Source organism: Paractinoplanes ovalisporus, assembly GCF_016834655.1.
GTDB classification, from domain to species: Bacteria; Actinomycetota; Actinomycetes; order Mycobacteriales; family Micromonosporaceae; genus Actinoplanes; species Actinoplanes ovalisporus.
This window is the reverse complement of sequence record NZ_JAENHP010000030.1, coordinates 35,223-60,113: the sequence shown is the minus strand read 5'-3', so window position 1 is coordinate 60,113 and position 24,891 is coordinate 35,223. Positions and strand designations below refer to the sequence as shown.

Below are 24,891 nucleotides of genomic sequence, written 5' to 3'. Positions count from 1 at the left end.
GCTTCACGCACCCATGTGAGCGCGGCTATCGATCCTTGTCAAACCGAAGACGTCTTCGACCAGGTCAAGCGCCTTGATCCAGGGGAAGGCGGCGGTGCTGCCGGGCACCCAGCCGTCGACCGGGCCGAACAGCACCCGGACCCCCTCGGCGCGCAGCTCGTCGAGGGAGCGGCGGAACGGGCGGCGGGCGGCCAGGGGCTCGTTGACCGCGGGTACCACGACGGTGGGCACGCCGCGGCCGATGACGTCGGCCATCGAGCTCAGTGCGTACGTGTCGGCGATGCCGTTGGCCAGCTTGTTGATCGTGTTGAACGTCGCCGGGGCCACGATCATGGCGTCGGCCGGCGGGGAGATCCGGGTGCCGTCGGCGGCGAACTTGTACGTCGTGCGGATCGGCCGCCCGCTGGCCCGGGCCACCTCGGCCGGGTCGAGGAAGTCGAGGGCGTTCTTCGTCGCGGTGACGTCGACCGACCAGCCGCGTTCACAAGCCGCCCTGATCAGTTCGAGCACTCCCCCGGCGGCGCCGCCGCCGCACACGACCACCCGTAAATCGCCCATAACTCAGGATTCTCCTGGATCTTCGGGTCCCGGCGCTGACTTACCGGGAGACTGTTCTTCCTTGATGTTCGGCCTGGTGGCCGTGTTGCTCTCCTCGGCGTTCGCGTTCGGCCTGGTGATTGTGTTGTAGGAGCGGTAGGTGAGCCACAACGCGACCACCGCGGCGACCGCCGCCGCCACACTGGACAACTGGTCGGCCCGGCTCGGCCCGAGCGCGGCCACGAAGACGATCACGGTGAGCACGACCAGCACCCCGAAACCGACGGTGCGGATGCGCTGCGACGGCACGGGGCTGCCGAGCCGCTTCAGAACGAGGTTGAAACCGGTCTCGACCAGCAGCACCAGAGCGGTCACCAGGATCGGCAGCTGCCAGGCGTCGACCCCTTTCATCCCAGCTCCTTCTGGATGTCTTCGATGAAACGCTGGCTGAGCGGCTCCCCGTCGTAGAGGTAGCGGTGGGTGTGCTGGGCGAACAGCCGCGCGAACTCGGCGTAGTTCTCGTGCATGGGTCGCGGGCGGGACGCCTCCACCGCGTACCGGATGGACTGGACGTGCGGGAGGCTTTCGAGCAGGCGCTGGTCGATGTAGGCGTCGAGCACGGTGGGCGCGAAACCGTACTTGGCCAGGAGCAGTTGGGCCGTCTTGGAGGTGAGGAACCGGATCGCGGCCTCGGCGACGTCGCGGTTCTCGCTCCGGGCCGAGATCGCCAGACTCTGGCCGCCGATGATGCCGGTGGGCAGGGTGCCGACCCGGATCTCGGCCGTGTCGCGCTTGGTGCGCTCGGCCCGGTCGATCGCCGGGAAATAGACCGGCCAGTTGCGCATGTAGCGCAGCCCGGACCGCTGGAAGGTGCGGTTGGTGTCGGCCTCACCGGCTTCGGCGCCGATCCGTTTGGCCTTGATCGCGGCGGCGAGCGGGCCGAGCGCGGCGCGCCACTGGCCGAGGTTGAACGAGAGCACGCCGTCCTCGGTGAGGATCGCGTCGTCCTGGGCGAGGGCCTGCTCCAGCACGTTGATGACGAAGGCCTCGTCGGTCTGCTGGCTCACCGTCTGGAGCTGGCCGACGAACTGGCCGGGCGAGGAGGCCACCACGCCCTTGAGGGTGGGCGGCGGGTCGGCGACCGACTTGTCGGTGACCCGGCGATAGAGCATGCCGACGTCGGTGTTGAACGGGACCGCCCAGAACTCGTCGCTGCCGGGGCGCTGGGAGAGCCGGCCGACCTCGGCCATCAGCGAAAGGTCGGGCGGCAGGGCGACCGGGACGATGCGGCCCTGCGCGGCGAACCGGGGGATGTGGATGACGTCGAGGTTGAAGATGTCGGCGTCGGTGCCGAGGAACTTCTCGTACTGGTCGCGGGTGGAGCTGGGCACCGTCTCGGCGCGGATGCGGGCGTCGGGGTTGAGCTGGTTCCACATCGTCAGGAGCTGCGAGCGGCCGCCGGTGGTGTCCACACCGGTCGCCAGCACGAGTTCGACGGGCTCCTTGCGGGTCAGGACGTAGCCCGCTCCGGCCGACAGGGTTCCCACGGTGAGGGCTCCGGCGAGGAACGACCGTCGAGAGTAGAGCTCCGTCATCCACACCTCCGTTCGCTTACGTACGGTACTCGCTTGATCGCCTCCACGTGACCCCGGTCACTCCCCGCCCACGGGACTTTGGTCCTTCCAGGTCGGGATCGACGGCCCGGGTGCGGCGCCTTCATCCAGAGGAATCTCAGAGGCGAGAGATAACGATGAAGGAGGCAGAGATGACCACCATCCGCCGGAACGCCGTGGCCCACCTCGAGACGGTCGAGGCTCCCGGCGCCATGCTCACCAAGACTGCCGCGAAGGCCCTCGCGGTCACCCGGATCTCGCTCGGATTCGTCTTCCTCTGGGCGTTCCTCGACAAGACCTTCGGTCTTGGCTGGTCCACCCCGTGGGAGCGGGCCTGGATCAACGGCGGCTCGCCGACCAAGGGCTTCCTCAGCAGCGTCGAAGTCGGCCCGTTCCAGGGCTTCTTCCACTCCATCGCCGGCGACGCCTGGGCCAACTGGGCGTTCATGCTGGGCATGCTCGGCATCGGCATCGCCCTCATCGCCGGGATCGGCCTGCGGGTGGCCGCCGTCTCCGCCACCGCCGTCATGGCCATGATGTGGGCCGCCGAATGGCCCCTGGCCAGCGGCTCGAGCAACCCGGTGGTCGACTACCACTTCATCTACGCGGTCGCCGCGATCGCGCTCGCCCTCACCTACGCGGGACACACCTGGGGCCTCGGCCGCTGGTGGACCAAGCTCCCGCTCGTCCAGAAGAACCGCTGGCTCATCTGAACGGTTCCGACACGGCCGCCCTTCGGGGCGGCCGTCCCTGCGTGTAGGGACTTTCGGCCCTGATCGGCCCCCTCCCCCGATGACGAGACTCGGGGTGAAATCACTGAAAGGAACCGCCCGTGGACGCGCTCGACCTGGCCCGATGGCAGTTCGGCATCACCACCGTCTACCACTTCCTCTTCGTCCCGATCACGATCGGGATGTCGGTGCTGGTCGCCGTGCTCCAGACGGCCTGGGTGCGCACCGGCAAGGAGCACTACCTGCGCGCCACCAAGTTCTGGGGCAAGCTCTTCCTGATCAACTTCGCGATGGGTGTGGTCACCGGCATCGTGCAGGAGTTCCAGTTCGGCATGAACTGGAGCGACTACTCCCGCTTCGTCGGCGATGTCTTCGGAGCCCCGCTCGCGATCGAAGGCCTGCTCGCGTTCTTCCTGGAGTCGACGTTCCTCGGCCTGTGGATCTTCGGCTGGGACCGGCTGCCCAAGCGGTTGCACCTGATGACGATCTGGCTGGCCGCGATCGGCACGCTGCTCTCGGCGTACTTCATCCTCGCCGCCAACTCGTGGATGCAGCACCCGGTCGGCTACGAGCTCAACCCCGACACCGGCCGGGCCGAGCTGACCAGCATCTGGGCCGTCATGACCAACTCGACCACCCTGGTCACCTTCCCGCACACGATCACGGCCTGCTTCGTGACCGGCGGCGCGGTGCTGGTGGCGATCAGCGCCTGGCACCTCAAGCGGCGCAACCAGGTCGACGTGTTCCGGCCCAGCCTCAAACTCGGCGCGTGGGTGGTGCTGATCGCCGGCATCGGCGTGCTCATCACCGGCGACCAGCAGGCCCGCATCATGACCGAGCAGCAGCCGATGAAGATGGCCGCCGCCGAAGCCCTGTACTCCGACGCCCAACCGGCCAGCTTCTCGATCTTCACCATCGGGTCGCTCGACGGCAGCGAGGAGCTGTACAGCGTCCGCATCCCGTCGCTCCTGTCGTTCCTGGCCACCGGCGACTTCGACGGCGCGGTCGAGGGGATCGACAACCTGCAGAGTTCGTACGAATCCACGTACGGCCCGGGTGACTACAAGCCCTCGATCCCGGTCACGTACTGGTCGTTCCGCTTCATGATCGGTTTTGGCGGGCTGGCCATGCTGGTCGCGCTGGCCGCGCTCTGGTTCACGCGGGGCGGGCGTACGCCTCGGAACCGCTGGTTGTGGCTGGCGGCGATCAGCTCGATCGGGATGCCCCTGGCCGCCAACTCGTTCGGCTGGATCTTCACCGAGATGGGGCGGCAGCCGTGGACGGTGTTCGGGCTGTTCAAGACCGCGGACAGTGTCTCTCCGTCGGTGAGCGCCGGTGAGGCCGCTACTTCACTGATCGTGCTGACGCTTCTGTACGGGGTTCTGGCCGTCGTCGAGGTCGGGCTTTTCGTGAAGTACGCCCGGGCCGGCGCGCCCCCGATCGCCCCCGAATCGGATGAAGAAGACCGCCCTCTCGCCTTCGCCTACTGAGCCCGAGGAATCATGGAACTCACCACTGTCTGGTTCGCGCTGATCGCCGTCCTGTGGGCCGGGTATTTCCTGCTCGAGGGCTTCGACTTCGGCGTCGGCGTCCTGCTGCCGGTGCTCGGCCGCGACAACCGCGAACGCCGCCTGCTCATCAACACCATCGGCCCGGTCTGGGACGGCAACGAGGTATGGCTGATCGTGGCCGGCGGCGCCACCTTCGCCGCGTTCCCCGAGTGGTACGCGACCCTGTTCTCCGGGTTCTTCCTGCCGCTGCTGCTCATCCTGGTCGCCTTGATCATCCGTGGGGTCGCGTTCGAGTATCGCGGCAAGCGCGACGACGATCGCTGGCGCCGCCGCTGGGACTGGTGCATCGTCGCCGGCAGCGCCGTTCCCGCGGTCCTGTGGGGTGTCGCGTTCGGCAACATCGTGCGCGGGGTGCCGCTCGACGCGTCGCACGAGTACGTGGGCGGTTTCTTCAACCTGCTCAACCCGTACGCGCTGCTCGGGGGTCTGACCACGCTGACGCTGTTCACCCTGCACGGCGCGGTGTTCCTGGCCCTCAAGACGGACGGCGAGATGCGTTCCCGGGCCGGTCGCCTGGCCGCTGCTCTGTCGTGGCCGGCTCTCGTGGTGGCCGCCGCCTTTCTGCTCTGGACCTCGGTGGCGTACTTCGATCCCTCCGGCCTGATCATCTTCGCGGCGGCGGCGCTGTCCCTGATCGGCGCGGCGGTGGCGGCCCGCTTCCGGCGTGAGGGCTGGGCCTTCATCGGGACCGGCCTCACGCTGGTGCTGGCCGTGGCCGGGCTGTTCGTCACGCTCTTCCCGAACGTGATGCCCGCCCTCGACCCGGCCAACAGCCTGACCGTGGACAACGCGTCCTCCACCCCGTACACGCTGACCGTGATGACCTGGGTCGCCGTCGCGTTCACGCCGATCGTGCTGGCATATCAGGGCTGGACGTACTGGGTGTTCCGCAAGCGCCTGACGGTCGAACGGATCCCTTCGTGAAGCCGCTCGACCCCCGCCTTCTGCGCTACGCCCGCAGCGCACGCGTCTACCTCGCGGTGACGGTCGCTCTGGGCGTGGCGCAGGCCGCGCTGATCGTGGCGATGGCAACCCTCCTCGCGTACGGGATCACCGCGGTCTTCCTGGACGGCGCGGACCTCGCGGATCTCGGGCCGGCGCTGACCGCCCTGATCGCCGTCGTCGCCGGACGCGGCCTGATCGCGTGGGCGCAGGAGGCGGCGGCCGTGCGTTCGGCGGCCGGGGTGAAAAGCGAACTGCGCGGCCGCCTGCTGACCCACCTGGCCGCGCAGGGCCCCTCGGGCGGCACCGGCGCCTCGGTGGCCCTGGTCGTGCGCGGGCTCGACGCGCTCGACTCGTACTTCGCCCGCTACCTGCCGCAGCTGATCCTGGCCGCGTTGGTGCCGTTCGTCGTGCTGGCCCGCATCTTCCCGGCCGACCTGGTCGCCACCCTGACCATCGCCCTGACCCTGCCGCTGATCCCGGTGTTCATGGCGCTGGTGGGCCTGAAGACCGAGGCCGACAACCGCCGTCAGTTCCGGCTGCTGGCCCGCCTGTCCCACCACTTCCTCGACGTGATCGCCGGCCTGCCCACACTGAAGCTGTTCGGCCGCGCCGCGTCGACGGCGTCGTCGATCCGCCGCATCAGCGACGAACAGCGCCGCGTCACCATGCGGACGTTGCGGATCGCCTTCCTGTCCTCGCTGGTGCTGGAGTTGCTGGCCACGCTGTCGGTGGCGCTGGTCGCCGTGGGCATCGGCCTGCGCCTGGTCGGCGGCGAACTGGACCTCCGTACGGCGTTGCTGGTGCTGATCCTGGCCCCCGAGGCGTACCTGCCGTTGCGCCAGGTGGGTGCCCACTACCACGCCAGCGCCGAAGGATTGGCGGCCGCTTCCGAGGCGTTCGCCTTGCTGGAGAAGCCGCTCCCCGCCGCCGGTTCGCTTCCACCGCCGCCGTTCCCGGCCCCGATCTCGTTCGAAGACGTGGTCGTGCCGTTCCGTTCGTCCTCGCTCTCCCTGACCGCGACCGTGATGCCGGGCGAGATCGTCGCGCTGACCGGCCCGAGCGGCTGCGGCAAGTCCACGGTGCTCAACCTGGTGCTGGGTTTCGTACGTCCGTCGACGGGCCGCGTGGCCGTGGACGGCATCGACCTGTCCACCGTGGATCTGGCTGCCTGGCGGGCGCAGATCGCGTGGGTACCGCAGCGGCCGCATCTGTTCGCCGGGACCATTCACGAGAACATCGCCCTGGGCAGCTCCGCAACGGCCGTTGCCGTGGCCGCGGCCGCCGCTGCGGCGGGGGCTTCCGGATTCATCGAGGAGTTGCCCGACGGCTATGCCACACGGCTCGGGGACAACGGGGTGGGTCTTTCGGCGGGGCAACGTCAGCGGATCGCGTTGGCGCGGGCTTTCCTCCGTGACGCGCCGTTGATTCTGCTGGACGAGCCGACCGCGAATCTGGACCGGGAGACCGCGGCTTCGGTCATGGCGGCGATCCGCCGTTTGGCCGTGGGCCGGACCGTTCTGATCGCCGCCCATCGCCCCGAGTTGATCGCGTTGGCCGACCGCATTGTGCACGTTTCCGGGGCCCCCTCCCCCTCCCCCACCAACCAGCTCGAGGCCGCAGCAGCGCTCATTGCCGGAGGCGCAAAATGACCAGCTGGCAGCAACTGCTCCGGTCGGCCGCCCGTCCCGCGGCGGGTGGCATCGCCGTCGCTGTGCTCGCCGGTGTCGGGGCGGCCGGCGCCGGTGTCGGCCTCATGGCCACCTCGGCCTGGCTCATCTCACGCGCGGCCCTCCACCCGCCCGTGCTGCACCTGATGGTCGCCATCGTGGCCGTGCGCGCGTTCGGCATCGGGCGCGGCGTGTTGCGCTACGCCGAACGGCTCGCCGCCCATGACGCCGCCTTCCGGGCCCTCGGCCGTCTGCGCGTACGGCTCTTCGCCCACCTGGAACGCATCGCCCCGGCCGGGCTCGCCGGGTTCCGCCAGGCCGACCTGACCCAGCGCCTCGCCGGCGACGTCGACGCCGTGCTCGACATGCTCACCCGGGTGCTGCTGCCCGCCGCCGTGGCCGCGATCGTCGGCCTGGCGTCGGTGCTGCTCATCGGCTCGCTGTCGGTGACCGCCGGCGCCGCTCTGGCCGCCGGGATCCTGCTCGTCGGGGTGGGCGTGCCGTGGATGCAGCGTTCGGCGGCCCGCCGCAGCGACGGCCGGCTGGCACCGCTGCGCGGCGAACTCGCCACCGGAACCGTCGACCTGTTGCAGGGGCTTCCCGACCTTCTCGCGTACGGGGCGGACCGGGCACAACTGGCTCGTCTGGCCGATGTGGACGCCCGGTTGCGGCGGGCCGGCGAACGTTCCGCGGCGGCGGCCGGGGTGTCGGCGGCTGTCACGGCGGTCACCACCGGTCTCTGCGTTGTCGTGGGGCTGGCGGCGGGGGCGGTGGCTGTCCGTTCCGGGTCCCTGAGCGGCGAACTTCTGGCGGTCATCGTGCTGACTCCTCTCGCGGTCTTCGAAACGGTGGGGACGGTGCCGGTGGCGGCGCAGCGCTATGCCGAGGCTCGGGCGGCGCTGCGTCGTCTGGCTGAGGTGTTCTCGGTGTCTCCGGGTGCCGAACACTCCACCACATCCGCGGGTTCGGCGACTTCGGTTATCCACAGGCAGGCCCGGCTGTGGACAACCGACGACCCGCCGACGGCCGGGGGTAGGGTGCCGGGTATCCCCGGGTGGGAGGGGGCTGGGGATGGCCGTACACCGACAAAAGCCTCCTATGCGGACAAATGCCTCCTGAGGGTCGAAAAAGTCAGCGCGGCGTGGCCGGGGGGCGGGCCTGACGTCGTACGGGAACTCGATCTTGATCTGGAACCTGGGGCGCGGGTGGCGTTGACCGGGCCCAGCGGGTCGGGGAAGACGACCGTCGCGTCGTTGCTGGTGCGGTTTCTTGATCCGACGGCGGGGCGGATCACGCTGAACGGGGTCGATCTGCGGGACATCGCGCCGGACGAGGTGCGGCGGGTGGTCGGCTATCTGCCGGAAGACGCGTACCTGTTCGACACCACGATCGCCGGAAACCTGCGGCTGGCGCGGGAGGACGCGAGCGACGACGAACTGCGAGCCGCGCTCGGGCAGGCCCGGCTGCTGGACTGGGTCGCCTCGCTGCCGCAGGGGCTGGAAACCCTGGTCGGGGAGCACGGGATGGCGATCTCGGGCGGGCAGCGGCGGCGGCTGGCGCTGGCGCGGGCTCTGCTGGCCGGCTTCCCGATCCTGATTCTGGACGAGCCGACCGAGCATCTGGACGACGAGACGGCGGTGGCGCTGACCCGGGATCTGCTGGCGGCGGCGGGCGACCGGGCGGTCCTTCTGATCACCCACCGTACGGGTATCGCGTCCGAAGTGGACCGGGTGATCTCGCTGTCGTCGCAGGTGAAGGAGTTTTGTCGTACCCCCGCGGCATGATTCCGCGCATGGACAGCTGGCTCTCCCTGATTCCCGGTCCGCGCCCGGAGACGCGCGATGTCACGCCGACCGTGGTCACGGAGGTGGAGAGTGAGGAGTGGGACGGTGCGCGGCAGCGGCTGATCTCCAAACAGTGGCATCGCTACGCCGCCGACATCAGCGGCCCGGTCTATCTGCGCGATCCGGAGATCTACGAGGTCGCGGCGGCGCCGACGCCGTGGACGGAAGACGATCTGGCCTGGGCGCTGCATGTGAGCCGCGAGTCCACGACCAAGTATGACGGGCGGGTCTTCCACCTGCCGGTCATCATCGCGTCGCAGCTGTCCGTCGAGCAGCTGGCGCCGTTCGAGCCGGTGCTGCGGGCGGTGCTGGCCGACGTCTCCGAGCGGTGGGGCATGCCGACTGACATCCGCCGTCCGCTGGCCGCGCGTTACGGCGAGGTGCTGGCCCGGCTCGGCGGCGGGTTGCCGGCCCATCTGCTGCCCGAGCGCGACGGGTTCGGGGTGACCACGCGGCGGCGGCTGGGCGGGCTCGCGGCCGATCCGGCGGTGATCGCGGCGTTGGAATTCGCGGACACGCTGGCGAAACCGGCGCCGACGAAGACGTGGCTGCGCCAGGCCGAGCAGCTGGTCGCGGCCTCACCGGCGGTGCCGTCGGCGGTCACGACCGTGCTCGCCACCTTCACCGAGGAGGCCGGCCCGCTCGACGACTTCCACGACCAGCTGCTGCGGGGCCTGGTCTGGATGGCCGCGGCCGATCCGGGTGACGAGGCGACAGCGCTGATCGCGCGGGTCGCACAGGTGGCCGGTGAACCGTACGGGCGCGGGGCTTACGCGCGGGCGTCCCGCACGGCGGCCTCGGCAGTCGAGGCGGTGGCCGACCGGCCGGGTGACGCGCCGGCGGCGGCCCTGGCGCGGCTCGCGGTGACCTGCCGCAGCAAGCCGTTGCGGGTGCGGGTGCGTGACGCGCTCGACCGGCTCGGGGCGGCCCGCGGGTGGGCGCCGGGCGAGGCTCTGGAACTCACCGTCGAGACCCACGACATCGATCGGCACGGCGACGCGGTCGAGATCGTGGGTGACAAGGCGAAGGCCCTTTCCCGCACGGGCGAGGCGAAGACCCTCGTGAAGGCGCTCAACAAGACGCTGGGGCTCGAGCGCGCCCGGCTGGAAGATCTGCTGGCCCACGACCGTACGTGGAAATGGGAGACCTGGGTGGAACGCTATGCGCGACACCCGATCACCGGCACGGTGGCGCGGCGACTGCTGTGGCAGGTGTCAGCCGACGGCCGGGAGTGGACGACCGGGCTGCCCGAGGCCGCCGGCGACGAGTGGCGGGTCGGCGGCGCGGGCGGGGCCGGGTGGGTCGTGCGGCTGTGGCATCCGGTGCTGGCCGACGCGGCCGAGGTGGCGGCCTGGCGTGACACGATCACCACGGCCGGGATCCGGCAGCCGTTCAAGCAGGCGTTCCGCGAGGTCTACCGACTGACGCCGGCCGAGGAGCAGACCCGGGCCTATTCCAACCGGTTCGCGGGGCACATTCTGCGCTACCGGCAGGCCAACGCGCTGATGCGGGTGCGGAACTGGTCGGCGTCCTACCTCGGCACGTGGGACGGCGGCTATCACAGCGAGGCGGTTCGGGAGCTCGCGGCCGGCACGTGGCAGGCGTCGTTCCGGCACGAGATCGCGGGCGAGGTGGAGGCCCCCAGCTACACAGTGGAGCACTGCTCGACCGACCAGGTGCGGTTCGCCGTGCGTGCGGGCCGGCGGTGGGAGCCGGTGCCGGTCACCGACGTTCCGGCGCGGGTGCTCAGCGAGGCGATGCGTGACGTCGACCTGTTCGTCGGGGTGACGTCGATCGCGGCCGACGACACGTGGGCCGACCGGGGTGAGCATCCGTTCGGCATGTACTGGCAGACGGCCGGGTTCGGGGCGCTGACCGGCAGTGCCGAGGTGCGGCGGGATGTGCTGGCGCGGTTGCTGCCACGGCTTGCGATCGGCTCGAAGTGCGAGCTGACCGACCGGTTCCTGCGGGTCCGGGGCAGCCGCGCCACCTACAAGATCCATCTCGGGTCGGGCAACATCCTCATGGAGCCGAACGACGCCTACCTGTGCATCGTGCCCGCCGGACGATCGGCGCGGGTGAGCCTGCCGTTCGACGACGACGAGCGGTTGAGCCTGATCCTGTCGAAGGCGTTCCTGCTGGCGGCCGACGAGAAAATCACCGACGCAACGATCCTGCGCCAGCTCCCGCGGCCGGCGTAGGTCACCGGGGACGCGGCAGCAGTCGGTGTTGGCCGCGCACGGCGAGCGGGCCGCGCGGTGAACGGACGCAGCGCGGCGAGCGAGGGTGGCGCGGAGAACGGGGCGGCGCGTGGAACAGGGCGGCGCGCGGAACAGGGCGACGCACGGAACAGGGGCCGCGCGGAACAGGGGCCGCGCGGAGAACGGGGCGCGGCGCGGATGGCGGTTCGGGGTGAGTGGGAGTGGGAGGCGGTAGGGCATGGCTGAGGCGCTGATGCGAGACGAGACCATGAGCGGGCGCGAGATCGACTCGTGGCTGCTGCCGGGGTTGCCTGATCGGATCACGGCGCGGGAACTGGTCCGGCTGCGGGTGCGGGAAGAGGTGGCCCGGTTCAACGCCACGGGCGGGGATGTGTTCCGGGGACTGGTCCGGCCGGCGGCCGCGACCGAGACACCGCAGGGGTTCAAGCTTCCGGGCCGCGAACGCGTGGACTGGGAAGCGCAGGCGGATGCGGCATGTGAGGCGTTCGGGCGCAACGGTTTCGTGATGCTGACCCGCGACCGGCAGATCGACAGCCTCGACGAGCTGATCGACCTGCGCGACGACAACGAGGTCTCGTTCATCCGGCTGGTCCCCCTGGTCGGCGGATGACCGGCAGGGGTTCTTGGGCGCAACCATTCACGCAGGTCGCCGCGGCTCGGTGAGCGTTCTGGACGCGCCAGCGGCCAGCTCGCCGGGCCGTGGCCCTCGGCGTGAGCAGCGGTCCGTACCCACCACCCCGCTACGACATCGATCTTCTGACTGATCCAGCCGTCGCCGAGCTCGGTCTGCAGGTGCAGATCGGCCACGCCTTCGTCCCGATGGATGCCTCGACCAACGGTGGAGGACTTTTCGCAGTTGCCGCAAACGTATGTACGCAAACGTATGCGGTACCGGTACGGTCCCGATAACCCGGCCGTCGGAGACGAACGGATGCGACGCCCGAGCGGCCGGGACAACTCGACAGGAGGCACCAGGGATGAGGACCCGCCAGCGGTTGTCCCTCCTGACGGTCGCGGCCATGATCGGGGTCGCGGGCTGCTCCCAGGAGGCTGAGTCACCGGAATCCACCGCCGGCCAGAACGTGGCGGCCACGACGAGCTGCGCGAGCAGCGGCGAGCTCACCATGTGGGAGCGCTCGGGTGGCAACAAAGAGATGGTGGACATGCTGGTCGCGGCATGGAACGCCAAGAACCCGGACTGCCCGGTCAAGCTGACCTACATCCCGCACACCGAGATGGTCGGCAAGATCGCCCAGGGCATCGCCTCGGGGCAGGTGCCCGATCTGATGGGCATGGACCTGATCTATGCGCCGCAGTTCGAGAAGGCGGGCCAGCTGGTCGACCTCACCGACCGGCTCAACGGCTGGTCCGAACTGAGCACGGCCAGCAAGGGACACATGACGGTCGCGACCTTCGAGGAACGGCTGTACGGGGTTCCGCTCTATGCCGACGTGTCGGCGCTGTTCTACAACAAGGATCTGTTCCAGCGGGCCGGTCTCGACCCGGACAAGCCGCCGGCCAGCCTGCCCGAGCTCCGCACGTACGCCGACAAGATCACTGCGCTGGGCGGCGACGTCAAGGGCTACTACCTGCCCGGCAACTGCGCGGGCTGCAACATCTTCACGGTCGGCCCGCTGATGTGGGCGTCCGGCGCCAAGATCGAGGCGGCCGGGCCGGGCGACGAGCCGCTCGTGGGTGACGGCGTCAAACAGGTGCTGCAGTTCGAGCGGGACATGGTCAAGGCCGGCAACGTGCACAACGGCGACCGCACCGAGAACGGCGAGACGTTCCACCTGCAGTTCGGCTCGGGCAAGGTCGGCATGATGGGCACCGGCAACTTCAACATCACCCTGGCCCGTCAGCAGAACCCGTCGATGAAGTTCGGCATCGCCCTGCTGCCCGGCATGACCGCGGGCTCCAGCGCCTCGTTCATCGGCGGTGACCTCGTCGTGGTCCCCAAGGGCAGCAAGCGGGTCGCCGACGCCGTCAACTTCATGAAGTTCCTGCTCTCCGACGACGTGCAGGTCGAGGTGTACGCGAAGGCGCTCAACCTGACGACCCGCAGCGACATGGTCGACAACAAGTACTTCCAGGCCGAACCGCTGGTGCAGGACGTGGCCAAGGCGCTGACCGTCGGCCGCACGCCGTACACGCTGACGTTCTTCGAGCAGATCAACTCGCCGCAGGGCCCGTGGCTCAAGATGCTGCAACGGGCCTACTACACCGACGACAACCTCGACACGGTCATCGCCGACGCCAAGACAGCGATGAAGGACATAGCCGCCAAGTCCTAGGGGAGCCGTCATGCGCAACCGGTGGGTGGGTCTGGCCTATGTGGCGCCGGCGCTGGCGTTCGTGCTCGTCTTCACGGTCTATCCGCTGGGCCGGATGATCTGGATGTCGCTGCACCAGTGGTCGCTGATCAGCGCGCCGCGCTGGATCGGGCTGGACAACTACCGGCAGGCGTTCGCGGACCGGCAGTTCTGGGTGTCGTTCCTGTTCACGCTGAAATACACGCTGCTCGTCACCCCGGTGCTGATCGTCGGCGGCTATCTGCTGGCCCTGCTGACCGCGCCCGCCTCCCGGATGCGCGCGGTCACCCGTACGGTGGTGTTCGCCCCGGTCGTCATCGGCCTCGGCGTGTCGAGCCTGCTCTGGTACTGGCTGTTCAGCACCGACTTCGGCGTGGTCAACCGGATCCTGCTCGATCTCGGCGTCGTCGACCACCCGGTGCTGTGGCTGGGGGTGGACGCGGACACGTCGAACTTCGCGATCAGCGCCTCGGTGGTCTGGAAGGTCATCGGCTTCGGGATGATCCTGTTCGTCGGCGCCATCCAGGCCGTGCCGTCCGAGATCACCGAGGCCAGCCTGGTCGACGGCGCCGGCTACTGGCAGCGGGTCAGTCGGGTGTTGCTGCCGCTGACCATGCGGACGGTCCTGCTGGTCACCCTGATCAGCGTGATCGGCTCGCTGCTGGCGTTCGACCAGTTCTACATCATGACCGCCGGCCAGCCGCAGAACGAGACCGCGACCTCGGTGTTCTTCGTCTATCTGAACTCGTTCCCCTATCTCAAGCTCGGCTACGGCGCCGCCCTGTCGCTGGTGCTGGCCGTGACCATCCTGGCCTTCACCGTCGTGCAGCTGGTGCTGACCCGGCGGAGCGAATCGTGAAGAAACTCGTCGCCGCCGCCTGCGTCGCCATCTGCACGGTCATGCTGCTGCCGCTGCTCTACTCGGTGCTGGCCTCGGTCAAACCCACCGCCGAGGCGGCCGCCACCCCACCCACGTACGTGCCGCATGGTCTGAGCCTCGACAGCTACCGCCGGCTCTGGGACTACCAGGAGGGCCTGCTCACCTATCTGGGCAACAGCGCCGGCACCGCGCTCCTGACGATCGTCCTCACGTTGCTGCTCACGGTCCCCGCCGCGTACGGGCTGGCCCGTTTCCGCCTGCCCTTCAAGGAACTCGTCTTCGTCGTGCTCCTGCTGTCGCTGATCGTTCCCTACCAGGCGTTGCTGACCCCGATGTTCCTGATGTTCGCCAAGGTCGGCCTGACCAACTCGCTGGTCGGGCTGGCCGTCCTGCACACCACGATCCAGTTGCCGTTCAGCCTCTACGTGCTGCGCAACAGCTTCGCCGCCGTGCCCCGCGAACTCGAGGAGGCCGCGGTCATGGACGGCGCGGCCTCCCTGCAGACCCTGTGGCGGATCTTCATTCCGCCCACCGTGCCGGCGATCGTCACCGTCACCCTGTTCGCGTTCATCACGTCGTGGAACGAGTTCCTGGGCGCGCTGGTGATGATGAGCTCGAGCGAGAAGTTCACGCTGCCGGTGATCCTGGCGACGGCCCGCACCGAGACCAGCCTCGGCGGCACCGACTGGGGCATGCTCCAGGCCGGCGTCACCATCTCGATCGTCCCCTGCGTCCTGGTCTATCTGCTGCTGCAGCGCTACTACATGGCCGGCCTGATGAGCGGAGCCGTGAAATGACCCGATTCTGTTCGTTTGACGTCCGCCAGGTCTCGATCACCGACGGGTTCTGGGCCGAGCGCCTCCGGATCAACCGCGAAAGTTCCCTCCCGTACGGGCTGGAGCAGCTCCGTGAGGCCGGAAACCTCGACAATTTGCGGCTCGCGGCCGGCGCCCCGGGCACGTACCGGCCCGCCGATCCCCTGCCGTTCCTCGACTCCGACGTCTACAAGTGGCTCGAGGCGGCCGGTTGGGAACTCGGCCGGCGCGGTGACCCCGGTCTGGCCGCGGCTGCCGACGAGGTGATCGCCCTGGTCGCCGCCGCCCAGCGCCCCGACGGCTATCTGAACAGCTACGTCCAGGTCGTCGGCGGCAACGGGCCCTACCGGGATCTGTCGTGGGGGCACGAGCTCTACTGCCTGGGCCATTTGATCCAGGCGGCGGTCGCCTGGCGGCGTGCGCTCGGTGACGACCGGCTGCTCACGGTGGCGCTGCGGGCGGTCGCCCACGTGCCCGAGAAGCTGGTCGACGGCCATCCCGGAATCGAAATGGCCCTGGTCGAACTGGGACGGGTGACCGGCGACCGGCGGCACGCCGAGAGGGCCGCCAGCATGATCGAGCTGCGTGGCCGGGGCATCTTGCCGGGTGCGGACCGGTTCGGCGCGGCCTACTGGCAGGACCACGAACCGGTCCGTGACGCCGCCGAGGTCGCGGGGCACGCCGTGAGGCAGCTCTATCTGGACTGCGGTGCGGTGGACGTGGCGGTCGAACTCGGCGACGACCGGTTGCTGGCCGCGGTGCGCCGCCGCTGGGACGACATGACCCGCACCCGCACCTACCTGACCGGCGGGCTGGGCAGCCGGCACCGCGACGAGGCGTTCGGCGATCCGTACGAGCTGCCGCCCGACCGTGCGTACGCGGAAACCTGTGCCGCCATCGCGAGCGTCATGCTGGCCTGGCGGCTGCTGCTGGCCACCGGCGATCCCGGGTACGCCGACGCGATCGAGCGGGCCATGTTCAACGGGGTGCTCGGCGGGTTGTCCCTGACCGGAACCCGGTTCTTCTACACAAACCCGCTGCAGCGCCGCACCCACCGCGCCCCGGGCGACGACGGGCTACGGCAACCCTGGTACCGGTGCGCGTGCTGCCCGCCCAACCTGATGCGCCTGCTCAGTTCGTGGCCGCAATACCTGGCGACGTACGACGTCAGCGGTGTCCAACTGCACCAGTACGCGTCGGCCGACATCGCCTCGGGCCCGATCCAGCTGCGGGTCCGAACCGGCTACCCGTGGGACGGCCGTGTCACCGTGACCGTCGCCGCGACGCCGCCGGAACCGTGGACCCTGTCGTTGCGGGTGCCCCGCTGGTCTCGGGCGGCGACCCTGACCGGCCCCGACGGCACTTCGGCGGTCGGTCCCGGCGTGGTCAAACGGCACCGGCGGTGGCGGGCGGGTGATGTGGCCGAGCTGCGTCTCGACCTGCCGGCCCGGGTGACCGCGCCGGATCCCCGGATCGACGCCGTACGGGGGTGCGTCGCGCTGGAACGGGGTCCGCTCGTGTACTGCCTCGAATCGGCCGACGCCCCCGCCCGTACGGAGATCGAGGAGTTGACGTTCGACGCCGGCCGCGCGCCGGAACTGGTGCCCCGGCCCGACATCGCCGAGTCGATGGTCGGGGTCAGCGTGCCGGTGGCCGGGCACGGGACGGCGGGCGCGATCCCCTACTTCGCGTGGGCCAACCGCACCCCCGGCGGCATGCGGGTCTGGATCCCGCGCTGATCCCTGACGACCCGGCGGCGCGGGTTTGGATTCCGCGCTGATCCTCGGGCGGCGGGCCGTTCAGTCTGGGGGCGCCGTCGAGTCGCGGACGATCAACGGCAGCTCGTACGTGGTCACGCCCGGCTCGCGGGCCCGCTCGGGATCGCGGGTCAGCGCGACCGCCTCGGCGACGCCGTGCCCGACGATCTCGCCGACCGGCATGCGCAGCGTGGTCAGCGCGGGCACGGTGTGCGAGGCGATGAGGATGTCGTCGAAGCCGACCACCGACAGCCGCCCCGGCACCGGAATGCCGAGACCGTGCGCCGCGTGCAACGCCCCCACCCCGACCAGGTCGGTCGACGCGGCCACCGCGGTCGGCGGTTCGGGCAACCGCATCAGCGCGGCCAGCGCCGACTCCCCGCCGTCGAGGGTGGACGGGCAGCGACGCAGATAACCGTCGGGCACACCGCCGAACCGTTCGCGCATGAAGTCGGCGTACGCGTCCTCACGGATCCGGTATTCGTTGGGCAGGTCCGCGCTGAGAAACCCGATCCGCCGGTGCCCCAGCGCCGCCAGATGCTCGAGACCGGCCCGTACGCCGGCCTGGTCGTCGGGGTTGACCGTGGGGAACTCGAGCGGACTCGTCCCCTGCCACAGCCCCACCACCGGCACCAGCGAGCGCCGCAGGTCGGCCATCAGCTCCGGATAGCCCTGCATGTCACCGAGCAGAACAATGGCGTCGGTGTGGCGCGTCTCCAGAACGGTGGTGAGCGGAACCCCTTCGTCGAGCCGCCCGTGAACGTGCCCGAGAACCACGTTGTAGCCGTGCGCCATCGACTCGACCACCAGGGCCTCGATGACCCCGGCATAGAACACGTCACTGAAGTCGCGGACCACCGCCCCGATCAGGTTGGTGGACGCACCGCGCAGCCCCCGCGCCAGCGGATTGGGCCGATAGCCGAGCTCCCGCGCGGCCTGCAGAACACGCTCCCGCGTCCCCGCCGCGATCGGCACCCGGGTCGGCGCGTTGTTGAGCACCCGCGACACGGTGCTCTGCGCAACCCCAGAAGCCGCGGCGATGTCTTTCATCGTGGGCGTCAACCGCCGGGAAGGTGACATCGAGCCGGAGCGTAACACCACCGCATCCCCATGCCCGCATACGATTCCACCAGCTTAGGGACTCCCCGCGCCGAACCTAGGCGACCACCCGCACCTGGTCCGCTGTCAACGGAACCTGCGCGATCGTGCGGCCGTCGTCATCGGTGAACTCGACCTCATAGGCGACCCGTGGCCGGTCGAAGATGTGGACCACCGCACCGACCGCGCCCGCTTCCAGCCCTTCGGAAGGCAGGTCGACCAGCAGTCGGACGGTGTCGTACAGCTCCACGTCGTCACTCCTTCGGAAATGAGATGGTCACCAGCCGGGGCGTGGTCGATCCGACGTCCACGATCCAGGCCGTGCGGACGATGATCGTGCCCCGCGGCCCGGTCAGGGGCACGTTGACGCCCCACCTCTGACCGTACTCATCGGGCTTCGCGAGGATCGGCGTGCCCTGGGCGATACCGTCGCGGATCTGCTGTTCGACCAGGGCGGCGTCACCAGGTTCGAGTCCGGTGGCGCTGTGAATGACCCGGTACTTGTTCTTGCCGACGGGATGGTCGGGATTCATCGCGTACGCCGTGATCTTGTTCGAGTCGATCTCGGCGTCGCGGAAGTCCGGCGGCGCGGGGACCGCAACCGGCGCGCCGCCCTCCCCCGCACCCGCTGTCGGGTCCGCTCGCGCGGTGCGGAACTTCTCGTCGACGCGGTCGTGCGCCGCATCCACGTTGCCGGGGGTGATCGGCGGCGGCCGGTCGCCGCGACGGCGATCGTGGGAACTCGGATCGCCATCGCCGCGCGGGGACCGCGGCCGGCCGGTCACGCCGCTACCCCGTCAGCTGCACCAACCACACGGCCAAGGTAACAACTGGTGTCGATGCCGACGACACATCGTGAGGGCGGCGGTCAACGGCCGGGTGAGAGGCGGGTTCGCAGGTCTACCTTCAGGATCTTGCCTACCTTGGAGCGTGGCAGGTCGTCCCAGATCTCTATCTGCTTGGGGGTCTTCACGCTTCCCAGGCGTTCCTTCACGAAGGCGGCTATCTCGGCCTTGTCGGCGGTCGCGCCGGCTCGCAGTTGCAGGACCGCGGTCACCCGCTCGCCCCACTTGTCGTCGGGGAGGCCGATCACCGCGCAGTCCTGGACCGCCGGGTGTTGCATGAGGGTCTGTTCGACCTCGGTCGAGTACACGTTGAAACCTCCGGTGATGACCATGTCCTTGGCGCGGTCGACGATGAACAGGTAGTTGTCGTCGTCGAGGTAGCCGATGTCGCCGGTGTGGTGCCAGCCGTGGGCCGACGCGGCCGCCGTCGCCGCCGGGTCGCGGTGGTAGCCGCGCATCACCAGCGAACCGCGGCAGACGATCTCGCCGGTGGCGCCGCGGGGCAACAGGTCGCCCTCCGGGCCCATGATGGCCACCGTGACCAGCGGCGACGGGCGGCCGGCGGAGGACAGGCGGGTGACGGCGACGCTGCCGTCGAGGAGGTAGTGGTCGGCCGGAGCCATCGTCGAGATCATCATCGGGGCCTCGGTCTGGCCGAAGAGCTGCGCCATCGGGCCGATGCGGCGTAACGCCTCCTGCAGCCGCGCCGCGGACATGGGCGCCGCCCCGTACCAGAAGCATTGCAAGGACGACAGGTCGGCGGCGTCCAGAGTGGGGTGCGCGAGAACCATGTAGATGAGCGTCGGCGGCAGGAACGTGTGCGTCACGCCGTGCTGTTCGATGAGCGCGATGAACGCGGCCACGTCCGGCTTGCGCATGATGACGATCTCGCCGCCCCGGGCCAGCACCGGGAAGCACAGCACCCCGGCGGCGTGGGTGAGCGGGGCCAACGCGAGATAGACGGGCCGGTCGGGCCACGGGTAGCTCATCAGCGTGATCGCGGTCATCGCCTCGAGGTTGGCCCCGGTCAGCTCGACCCCCTTGGGCCGTCCGGTGGTACCGCCGGTCCCAACGATCATGGCGAGGTCATCAGCCGCCGGCAGATCCACGTCGCCCTGAGCCAGGAAGTCGGAGAAGTCCGACTCCAGACACACGGCCACCCGCAACGCGGGCAACTCCGAGCGGATCTTGGCGACCAGCGGCTCGAACGACGCCTGGTAGATCAGCGCCACGCACCCGAACAGGTCGAGCAGCTCCCGGTTCTCCGACGCCTCGTTGCGCGGGTTGATCGGGCACCACACCGCCCCGGCCCGGCTGATCCCGAACACGCAGGTGAAGGCGGTCGGGTCGTTCCCGGAGAGCACCGCCACCCGGTCTCCGGGAACAACCCCGTGCGCGGCCAGCGCCGCCGCGACGCGCACGCTGAGCCGCTGCACTTCCCCGTACGTGCGTGTCTCCCCGTCCGTGGTGAGGCACGGCGCGTCCGGGTCGAGGGACGCCCCCTTGTCCAGATAGTCGACGAGCCGCATGGTCAGCGCTCGACCGTGACCGTCGGCTCGCGCACCAGGCCGAAACTCTCCAGCACCCCGAGCAGTTCCCGATGCCCGAAGGCCTGGCAGCCGGAGGCGAACCCGACCCGGCGCGGCGGCTGTTGCAGCAGGTGGTAGGCGGCGTACGCCTGCATGAGCCCGGTCTGCTTGTAGTTCGAGTTGCCATAGATGACGCAGTGCGCGCGCCCCAGCGGCCCGGAGGCGTGCACCGAGTCGACCGACTTGTTGAGCCGGGGGTTCTCGCGCGGCGGCATCACGTTCATCACCTGCGCGGCGGTGGCGGTCAGGGCCGCGTACCGCTCGTCGGGTTGCATGTCCTTGGTCGCTTCGACGGCCGCCGAGACGATCTGCGGTACGCCGTTCATCAGCGCCCGGTTGAACACGCCGCCGAGCACCTTCACGTTGGCGACACGCGGATCGCGGCGGTACCAGACGGGGTGCGAGGTGCCGCCCCACGGCAACGCCAGCGCCAGCTCGTGCTGGCCCGGCAGCACCAGCTGATAGAGCCCGGCCTCGGGATCCCAGGCCTCGTAACGGTTCTGCTCGAGCCGGAACGCACCCGAGGTGGCCGCGTTGACCAGGATCGTCAGCGTGGACGCGATGGTCGGGCTGCCGCCCCAGAACACCGCGATGTCCAGGGTGTCCAGTCCGGGCTTCTCCAGGCACAGCTCGGCCGCGATCTCGCCGGTGGTGTACATCTGCGCGACGCCGGGCGCGAGCAGCAGGCCGGCCGCGGCGAAGTCCGGGCCGTACTTCTCGTCGCAGGTGATCATCCAGTCCTGCTCGCCGGTGGTGTCGAGGTAGTGCGTGCCGGCGGCCAGGCAGGCCTCCGCGACCTCGGGGCCATAGACGCTGAACGGCCCGACCGTGTTGCACACGACCGACGACCCGGCGAACAGTTCGGTGAGCGCCTTGACGTCGTGGCCGACCTCGGCGATCTCGTAGTCGGCGGTCTCGATGCCGGCCACGTTCTCCTGCATCGACTGCTTGAGCTTGGCGGCGTCACGGCCGGCGGCGACGAACGGGACGTTGTACTCGCGCAGGTATTCGCAGATCAGCCGGCCGGTGTAGCCGGAGGCGCCGTAGACGACGACGGGTTTGGCGGCCATGTCACATCCCCATTCCGCCGTCGACGGGCAGGCCCACACCGTTGATGAAGCTCGCCGCGTCGGAGGCCAGGAACACCACCGCGTCGGCCATGTCGGTGACCTCGCCCAGGCGTCCGCTCGGGGTCAGCTCGACGACCGCGCCGACCGCCTCCTCGGGCGAGCCGAACAGTCCGATCCGAGCCACGTCGTTGGCCAGTCCGGCGCCCATGGCGGTCGGGACCAGACCGGGATAAATGCAATTGACCCGTACGCCGTACCCCAGCTTGCCGCTCTCCATCGCGGCCACCCGGGTCAGCCGGTCGACGCCCGACTTGGTGGCCGAATAGACCGCGATGCCGGGGAAGGCGATGGTCGCGGCCACCGAGGCCACGTTGATCACGACGCCGCTCTTCTGGGCGCGCATGGCCCGGAAGGCGTGCTTGATGCCGAGGGCGGTGCCGAGCAGGTTGACCTCGAGCTGCTTGCGGACGGCGGCCGGGTCGAGGTCGACGATCAGGCTGGTGATCTCGACGCCGGCGTTGTTCACGACGATGTCGAGTCCACCCAGGATGCCGGTCGCCTGCTCGACGGCGGCGGCCCAGTTGTCGTCGTCGGTGACGTCGAGGTGCACAAAACCCCCGGTGGTGCCGAGCGATTCGGCGACCTTGGGGCCGAGGTCGTCCTGCAGGTCGGCGATGACGACGGACGCGCCGGCGGTGGCGAGGGCGCGGGCCATGCCTTCGCCCAGTCCTTGGGCGCCACCGGTGACCAGTGCGCGCCGGCCGGTGAGATCGATCTGTGCCATGTGGGGCTCCCGGGGGGCTCTCGACATTGAGGAGACCTACATCACATGCCGCTTCTTGACAGTTGTCAAGAAAAAGTCGGGACACCGGCCACAGCCCGTACGATGGTCCTCGTGCCCACCAAGTCCGACCGCCGCCGCGAGGAGCTGGCCGAGTCCGCGCTCACCACCCTCGGCGCGATGGGCTACGCCCGGGCCAGCCTGCGCGAGATCGCCGGCAACTCGCCGTTCAGCCACGGCGTCGTGCACTACTACTTCCAGGACAAGACCGAGCTGGTCATCTACAGCGTCCGCCACTACAAGAGACGCTGCGTGACCCGCTATGACGCGGTGGTCAGCGATTCGACCTCGCCCGAGGAGCTGGTCGAGGCGTTCGCGGCCAAGCTGGCCCAGACGATCCGCGAAGAGGCGCCGATGCACCGCCTCTGGTACGACCTGCGCACCCAGAGCATGTTCGAGCCGGCCCTGCGCGACGCCATCACCGAGATCGACGGCACGCTCGAAGCCATGATCTGGCGGGTCGTCGACCGATACGCCACGCTGGCCGGCCGCCCGCCGTCGGTCGGCGCCCCGGCCGCGTACGGGATGCTCGACGGTCTCTTCCAACAGGCGTTGCTGGCCTACACCGCGGGCGGCGAGCCGGTGCTCGACGGCCTGGCCACGCAGGTCCGGGTCGTTCTGCCGCTACTGGTCCGCTGACCGCCCCAGCCGCGTCATCTCACCGTCGGGTGCGGAGCCGCCGCCGACGACGTGCAGGCTCGCCGGGGCGTAGCCCGCGGCCCGCAGCGCGGTGAGCGTCGCGGCCGGCGCCTCCGCACTGGCGAGCACGGTCGGCGCGAGCCGCACCAGGCCGAGCGGTTCCAGCGACCGGTTGTCCAGGATCTCGGTCAGGAGCGTGTCGTCGTCGCTGCACAGGCAGCACCCGACCGGACGCACCAGGACACGGCCGGGGCCGGGCGGCGGCGGGACGGAACCGGGCGGCCGGGGCAGCATCGCCTGAGCCGGCTCGCGGGCCGCGGCGGCACCACCGGCCAGACGGCGACGGCACAGTTCGGTCGGGCTTCCGTGGGCGAGCAGGCCGAGCCGGTGGGCCTCGCGCCAGATGCCCGCGACGTAACCGGGCAGACCGTCGGCCGCCTCCTCGGCCACGTCCGGCGCCTGCCAGAGCAGCCGCTCGGCCAGGCCCTCGGGATCGACCGACCGGTCGGCGGGCACGGCGTCGACCAGCGTGCGCAGCATGAGGGAGCGCAGGCCGCCGAGGAGAAACTCCTCCTCCGCGTTCCACTGGAGGAGGCGGGCCGGGCCGGGCGCGAGCGGGCACGCGGGCATCGTCAGCCAGATGTCGATGATGTCGAGCAACTGGTCCGCGGGGTCGGCGGCGGTGAACCGGTCGTAGGCCGGAGTGGGCCGGGCCTGCGACGTGTCGATCAGTTCGCCGGCCGCCAGCAGCTCGACGGTGAGACGCGTGCGGTCCTCGTCGTGGCCCGGGATCGTGGGCCACCGGACGGCGCCGCCGGTGACCGCGGCCAGAGTCTCGGCGGCGGCGGCCGCGGCTTCCCGTTCCACCGACGCCGGGTCGACCGGGTTCAGGGTCAGGCCGGGCGGGCGCGGGTCGAACGGCGCCCCGCCACGACTCCGGCCGAAACCCAGCGGGTGCTGGAACAGCGCGCCGAGGTGCGCCGTGGCCAGACCCGACTTCTCCGGTCAGATCAGGGCGAGCTCGGTGAGCCGGTGCACGGCCGCGGCCAGGTCCGGGTCGTCCCCCGCAACGCCCATCAGTTCCGCGAGCCCGGCCACGGTGCATTTGCGGCCAAGCGCCGCGGCCGCCTCGGCCACCTGCAACTGGGGACGGGTCGTCAACGCGCACGCCGCGGTCATCGACGCCGGGTCCAGCAGACGCCGGGCGAGCTGCTCGACCCGGGTCGGGGCCGGCTCCAGCGCGACGTCAGGCCGCACCTCGGTCAGCTCGGTGAGCTCTTCCGGGGTGCGCGTCAGGAGGTGGCTGACGAGGGAGTCGAGGGAATGCACCCCGCCCAATCTACGACTCCGCGGACCGGGCCGGACTGCCGGTCGGCCCGGTCCGCGCTTCCAGCGCTCGCCACTCTTTACTGCTGCAAGACCCGGATCGGGTTGCCGGACGGGTCCCGCAGACCCATGTCGGTGCCGTAGAAATGCTTGGTCGGCTCCTGGGTGAAGTCGGTGACTCCGGCCGCCTTCAGCGACTCGTACAGGCCCTGGATGTCGTCGGTGTTGAGGACGAGACCGTTCAGGGCGCCCTTCGCGACCAGCTCGCGGAGCTGCTGGGCGGTCGCCTCGTCGTGCAGCGGCACACCCGGAACCTCCAGCGAGATCTCGGTGCTGCCCTCGCCCGGCACCCGGACGGTCAGCCAGCGGTAGGAGTCCTGCTTGACGTCGTTGCCCTTCTCGAGCCCGAGCTTGCCGACGTAGAAGTCCAGCGCCTCATCCTTGTCGAGGACGTAGATGGTGGTGACGTTCAGCTTCGTGATCATGTCGTGCTCCCCTCGTTGATGGCGTTCAGGCTAGGGAGACCGGGCCGGTGCGGGCTTCTTGAAAACTGACCGATCGGCCGCGCCCACGCCCGGACCCGGTCGCC

The 24,891-nt window shown here is 70.0% G+C and carries 24 protein-coding genes; 12 read left to right on the top strand and 12 right to left on the bottom strand.

Annotation, left to right across the window (positions count from 1 at the left end; genetic code table 11):
• Positions 1–3: 3 nt before the first annotated feature.
• Genes JIG36_RS46450 through JIG36_RS46440 form a run of 3 tightly spaced genes read right to left on the bottom strand, consistent with a single transcriptional unit; the run spans position 4 to position 2,132 of the window.
• Positions 4–558: a flavoprotein gene (locus JIG36_RS46450; protein WP_203383320.1), complete on the bottom strand. Its 555-nt coding sequence runs from the start codon at positions 556–558 to the stop codon at positions 4–6.
• A gap of 3 nt (positions 559–561) precedes the next feature.
• Entirely contained in the window at positions 562–948 is a 387-nt protein-coding gene (locus JIG36_RS46445; protein WP_203383319.1) for a hypothetical protein, read from the bottom strand.
• The gene (locus JIG36_RS46440; protein WP_203383318.1) at positions 945–2,132 is read right to left on the bottom strand and encodes an extracellular solute-binding protein; all 1,188 of its coding nucleotides are present in this window, start codon (positions 2,130–2,132) and stop codon (positions 945–947) included. The genes JIG36_RS46445 and JIG36_RS46440 overlap by 4 nt, the downstream gene beginning before the upstream one ends.
• A gap of 170 nt (positions 2,133–2,302) precedes the next feature.
• Between JIG36_RS46440 and JIG36_RS46435 the strand changes: the two genes are divergently transcribed.
• From JIG36_RS46435 to JIG36_RS46385, 11 genes are all read left to right on the top strand, one after another.
• The gene (locus JIG36_RS46435) at positions 2,303–2,863 is read left to right on the top strand and encodes a DoxX family protein (RefSeq protein ID WP_203383317.1); all 561 of its coding nucleotides are present in this window, start codon (positions 2,303–2,305) and stop codon (positions 2,861–2,863) included.
• Between the two features lie 119 nt (positions 2,864–2,982).
• A complete protein-coding gene (locus JIG36_RS46430) occupies positions 2,983–4,371 on the top strand; it encodes a cytochrome ubiquinol oxidase subunit I (RefSeq protein ID WP_203383316.1) in 1,389 nt (462 codons plus the stop codon).
• A 12-nt stretch (positions 4,372–4,383) separates the two neighbouring features.
• Entirely contained in the window at positions 4,384–5,376 is a 993-nt protein-coding gene (gene cydB, locus JIG36_RS46425; protein WP_203383315.1) for a cytochrome d ubiquinol oxidase subunit II, read from the top strand.
• A complete protein-coding gene (cydD, locus tag JIG36_RS46420) occupies positions 5,373–7,046 on the top strand; it encodes a thiol reductant ABC exporter subunit CydD (RefSeq protein WP_203383314.1) in 1,674 nt (557 codons plus the stop codon). Before cydB ends, cydD begins: the two co-directional genes overlap by 4 nt.
• The gene (gene cydC, locus JIG36_RS46415) at positions 7,043–8,848 is read left to right on the top strand and encodes a thiol reductant ABC exporter subunit CydC (RefSeq protein ID WP_203383313.1); all 1,806 of its coding nucleotides are present in this window, start codon (positions 7,043–7,045) and stop codon (positions 8,846–8,848) included. The genes cydD and cydC overlap by 4 nt, the downstream gene beginning before the upstream one ends.
• Before the next feature lie 8 nt (positions 8,849–8,856).
• Positions 8,857–11,109 (top strand): DUF4132 domain-containing protein, encoded by a 2,253-nt coding sequence (locus JIG36_RS46410; RefSeq protein ID WP_203383312.1) that lies wholly within the window; start codon positions 8,857–8,859, stop codon positions 11,107–11,109.
• A gap of 238 nt (positions 11,110–11,347) precedes the next feature.
• A complete protein-coding gene (locus JIG36_RS46405) occupies positions 11,348–11,740 on the top strand; it encodes a hypothetical protein (RefSeq protein ID WP_203383311.1) in 393 nt (130 codons plus the stop codon).
• Between the two features lie 367 nt (positions 11,741–12,107).
• Positions 12,108–13,424, top strand: coding sequence for an ABC transporter substrate-binding protein (locus tag JIG36_RS46400; RefSeq protein WP_236049701.1), 1,317 nt, complete (start codon positions 12,108–12,110; stop codon positions 13,422–13,424).
• 10 nt (positions 13,425–13,434) lie between these two features.
• The gene (locus tag JIG36_RS46395) at positions 13,435–14,301 is read left to right on the top strand and encodes a carbohydrate ABC transporter permease (RefSeq protein ID WP_203383310.1); all 867 of its coding nucleotides are present in this window, start codon (positions 13,435–13,437) and stop codon (positions 14,299–14,301) included.
• Positions 14,298–15,119, top strand: a complete 822-nt coding sequence (locus tag JIG36_RS46390) for a carbohydrate ABC transporter permease (protein WP_307873193.1) — start codon at positions 14,298–14,300, stop codon at positions 15,117–15,119. The genes JIG36_RS46395 and JIG36_RS46390 overlap by 4 nt, the downstream gene beginning before the upstream one ends.
• Entirely contained in the window at positions 15,116–16,876 is a 1,761-nt protein-coding gene (locus JIG36_RS46385; protein ID WP_203383309.1) for a glycoside hydrolase family 127 protein, read from the top strand. Before JIG36_RS46390 ends, JIG36_RS46385 begins: the two co-directional genes overlap by 4 nt.
• Before the next feature lie 60 nt (positions 16,877–16,936).
• On the opposite strand, the gene JIG36_RS46380 is transcribed toward JIG36_RS46385, so the two are convergent.
• From JIG36_RS46380 to JIG36_RS46355, 6 genes are all read right to left on the bottom strand, one after another.
• Entirely contained in the window at positions 16,937–17,974 is a 1,038-nt protein-coding gene (locus JIG36_RS46380) for a LacI family DNA-binding transcriptional regulator (protein WP_203383308.1), read from the bottom strand.
• Positions 17,975–18,050: 76 nt separating this feature from the next.
• On the bottom strand, positions 18,051–18,242 hold the full coding sequence (locus JIG36_RS46375; RefSeq protein WP_203383307.1) for a DUF4926 domain-containing protein: 192 nt from the start codon (positions 18,240–18,242) through the stop codon (positions 18,051–18,053).
• Positions 18,243–18,246: 4 nt separating this feature from the next.
• On the bottom strand, positions 18,247–18,681 hold the full coding sequence (locus JIG36_RS46370; protein ID WP_203383306.1) for a DUF6883 domain-containing protein: 435 nt from the start codon (positions 18,679–18,681) through the stop codon (positions 18,247–18,249).
• Positions 18,682–18,860: 179 nt separating this feature from the next.
• The gene (locus JIG36_RS46365) at positions 18,861–20,366 is read right to left on the bottom strand and encodes an acyl-CoA synthetase (RefSeq protein ID WP_203383305.1); all 1,506 of its coding nucleotides are present in this window, start codon (positions 20,364–20,366) and stop codon (positions 18,861–18,863) included.
• A gap of 2 nt (positions 20,367–20,368) precedes the next feature.
• A complete protein-coding gene (locus JIG36_RS46360) occupies positions 20,369–21,496 on the bottom strand; it encodes a DUF5938 domain-containing protein (RefSeq protein WP_203383304.1) in 1,128 nt (375 codons plus the stop codon).
• A 1-nt stretch (position 21,497) separates the two neighbouring features.
• A complete protein-coding gene (locus tag JIG36_RS46355) occupies positions 21,498–22,280 on the bottom strand; it encodes an SDR family NAD(P)-dependent oxidoreductase (RefSeq protein WP_203383303.1) in 783 nt (260 codons plus the stop codon).
• A gap of 111 nt (positions 22,281–22,391) precedes the next feature.
• Between JIG36_RS46355 and JIG36_RS46350 the strand changes: the two genes are divergently transcribed.
• Positions 22,392–22,976, top strand: a complete 585-nt coding sequence (locus JIG36_RS46350) for a TetR/AcrR family transcriptional regulator (RefSeq protein ID WP_307873192.1) — start codon at positions 22,392–22,394, stop codon at positions 22,974–22,976.
• Here the strand turns inward: JIG36_RS46350 and JIG36_RS46345 are convergent.
• The 3 genes from JIG36_RS46345 to JIG36_RS46335 all read right to left on the bottom strand — a co-directional run bounded on the left by JIG36_RS46345 (position 22,962) and on the right by JIG36_RS46335 (position 24,787).
• Positions 22,962–23,843, bottom strand: a complete 882-nt coding sequence (locus JIG36_RS46345; RefSeq protein WP_203383301.1) for a hypothetical protein — start codon at positions 23,841–23,843, stop codon at positions 22,962–22,964. The genes JIG36_RS46350 and JIG36_RS46345 overlap by 15 nt on opposite strands.
• Before the next feature lie 138 nt (positions 23,844–23,981).
• A complete protein-coding gene (locus JIG36_RS46340) occupies positions 23,982–24,305 on the bottom strand; it encodes a hypothetical protein (RefSeq protein WP_203383300.1) in 324 nt (107 codons plus the stop codon).
• Between the two features lie 77 nt (positions 24,306–24,382).
• Positions 24,383–24,787, bottom strand: a complete 405-nt coding sequence (locus JIG36_RS46335; RefSeq protein ID WP_203383299.1) for a VOC family protein — start codon at positions 24,785–24,787, stop codon at positions 24,383–24,385.
• Positions 24,788–24,891 lie beyond the last annotated feature (104 nt).

Bases quoted from the DNA above. Each gene is read 5' to 3' on its own strand.
- JIG36_RS46450 (WP_203383320.1), bottom strand. From the start codon at position 558: ATGGGCGATTTACGGGTGGTCGTGTGCGGCGGCGGCGCCGCCGGGGGA.
- JIG36_RS46445 (WP_203383319.1), bottom strand. From the start codon at position 948: ATGAAAGGGGTCGACGCCTGGCAGCTGCCGATCCTGGTGACCGCTCTG.
- JIG36_RS46440 (WP_203383318.1), bottom strand. From the start codon at position 2,132: ATGACGGAGCTCTACTCTCGACGGTCGTTCCTCGCCGGAGCCCTCACC.
- JIG36_RS46435 (WP_203383317.1), top strand. From the start codon at position 2,303: ATGACCACCATCCGCCGGAACGCCGTGGCCCACCTCGAGACGGTCGAG.
- cydB (WP_203383315.1), top strand. From the start codon at position 4,384: ATGGAACTCACCACTGTCTGGTTCGCGCTGATCGCCGTCCTGTGGGCC.
- cydC (WP_203383313.1), top strand. From the start codon at position 7,043: ATGACCAGCTGGCAGCAACTGCTCCGGTCGGCCGCCCGTCCCGCGGCG.
- JIG36_RS46410 (WP_203383312.1), top strand. From the start codon at position 8,857: ATGGACAGCTGGCTCTCCCTGATTCCCGGTCCGCGCCCGGAGACGCGC.
- JIG36_RS46405 (WP_203383311.1), top strand. From the start codon at position 11,348: ATGGCTGAGGCGCTGATGCGAGACGAGACCATGAGCGGGCGCGAGATC.
- JIG36_RS46400 (WP_236049701.1), top strand. From the start codon at position 12,108: ATGAGGACCCGCCAGCGGTTGTCCCTCCTGACGGTCGCGGCCATGATC.
- JIG36_RS46395 (WP_203383310.1), top strand. From the start codon at position 13,435: ATGCGCAACCGGTGGGTGGGTCTGGCCTATGTGGCGCCGGCGCTGGCG.
- JIG36_RS46385 (WP_203383309.1), top strand. From the start codon at position 15,116: ATGACCCGATTCTGTTCGTTTGACGTCCGCCAGGTCTCGATCACCGAC.
- JIG36_RS46380 (WP_203383308.1), bottom strand. From the start codon at position 17,974: ATGTCACCTTCCCGGCGGTTGACGCCCACGATGAAAGACATCGCCGCG.
- JIG36_RS46365 (WP_203383305.1), bottom strand. From the start codon at position 20,366: ATGCGGCTCGTCGACTATCTGGACAAGGGGGCGTCCCTCGACCCGGAC.
- JIG36_RS46360 (WP_203383304.1), bottom strand. From the start codon at position 21,496: ATGGCCGCCAAACCCGTCGTCGTCTACGGCGCCTCCGGCTACACCGGC.
- JIG36_RS46355 (WP_203383303.1), bottom strand. From the start codon at position 22,280: ATGGCACAGATCGATCTCACCGGCCGGCGCGCACTGGTCACCGGTGGC.
- JIG36_RS46335 (WP_203383299.1), bottom strand. From the start codon at position 24,787: ATGATCACGAAGCTGAACGTCACCACCATCTACGTCCTCGACAAGGAT.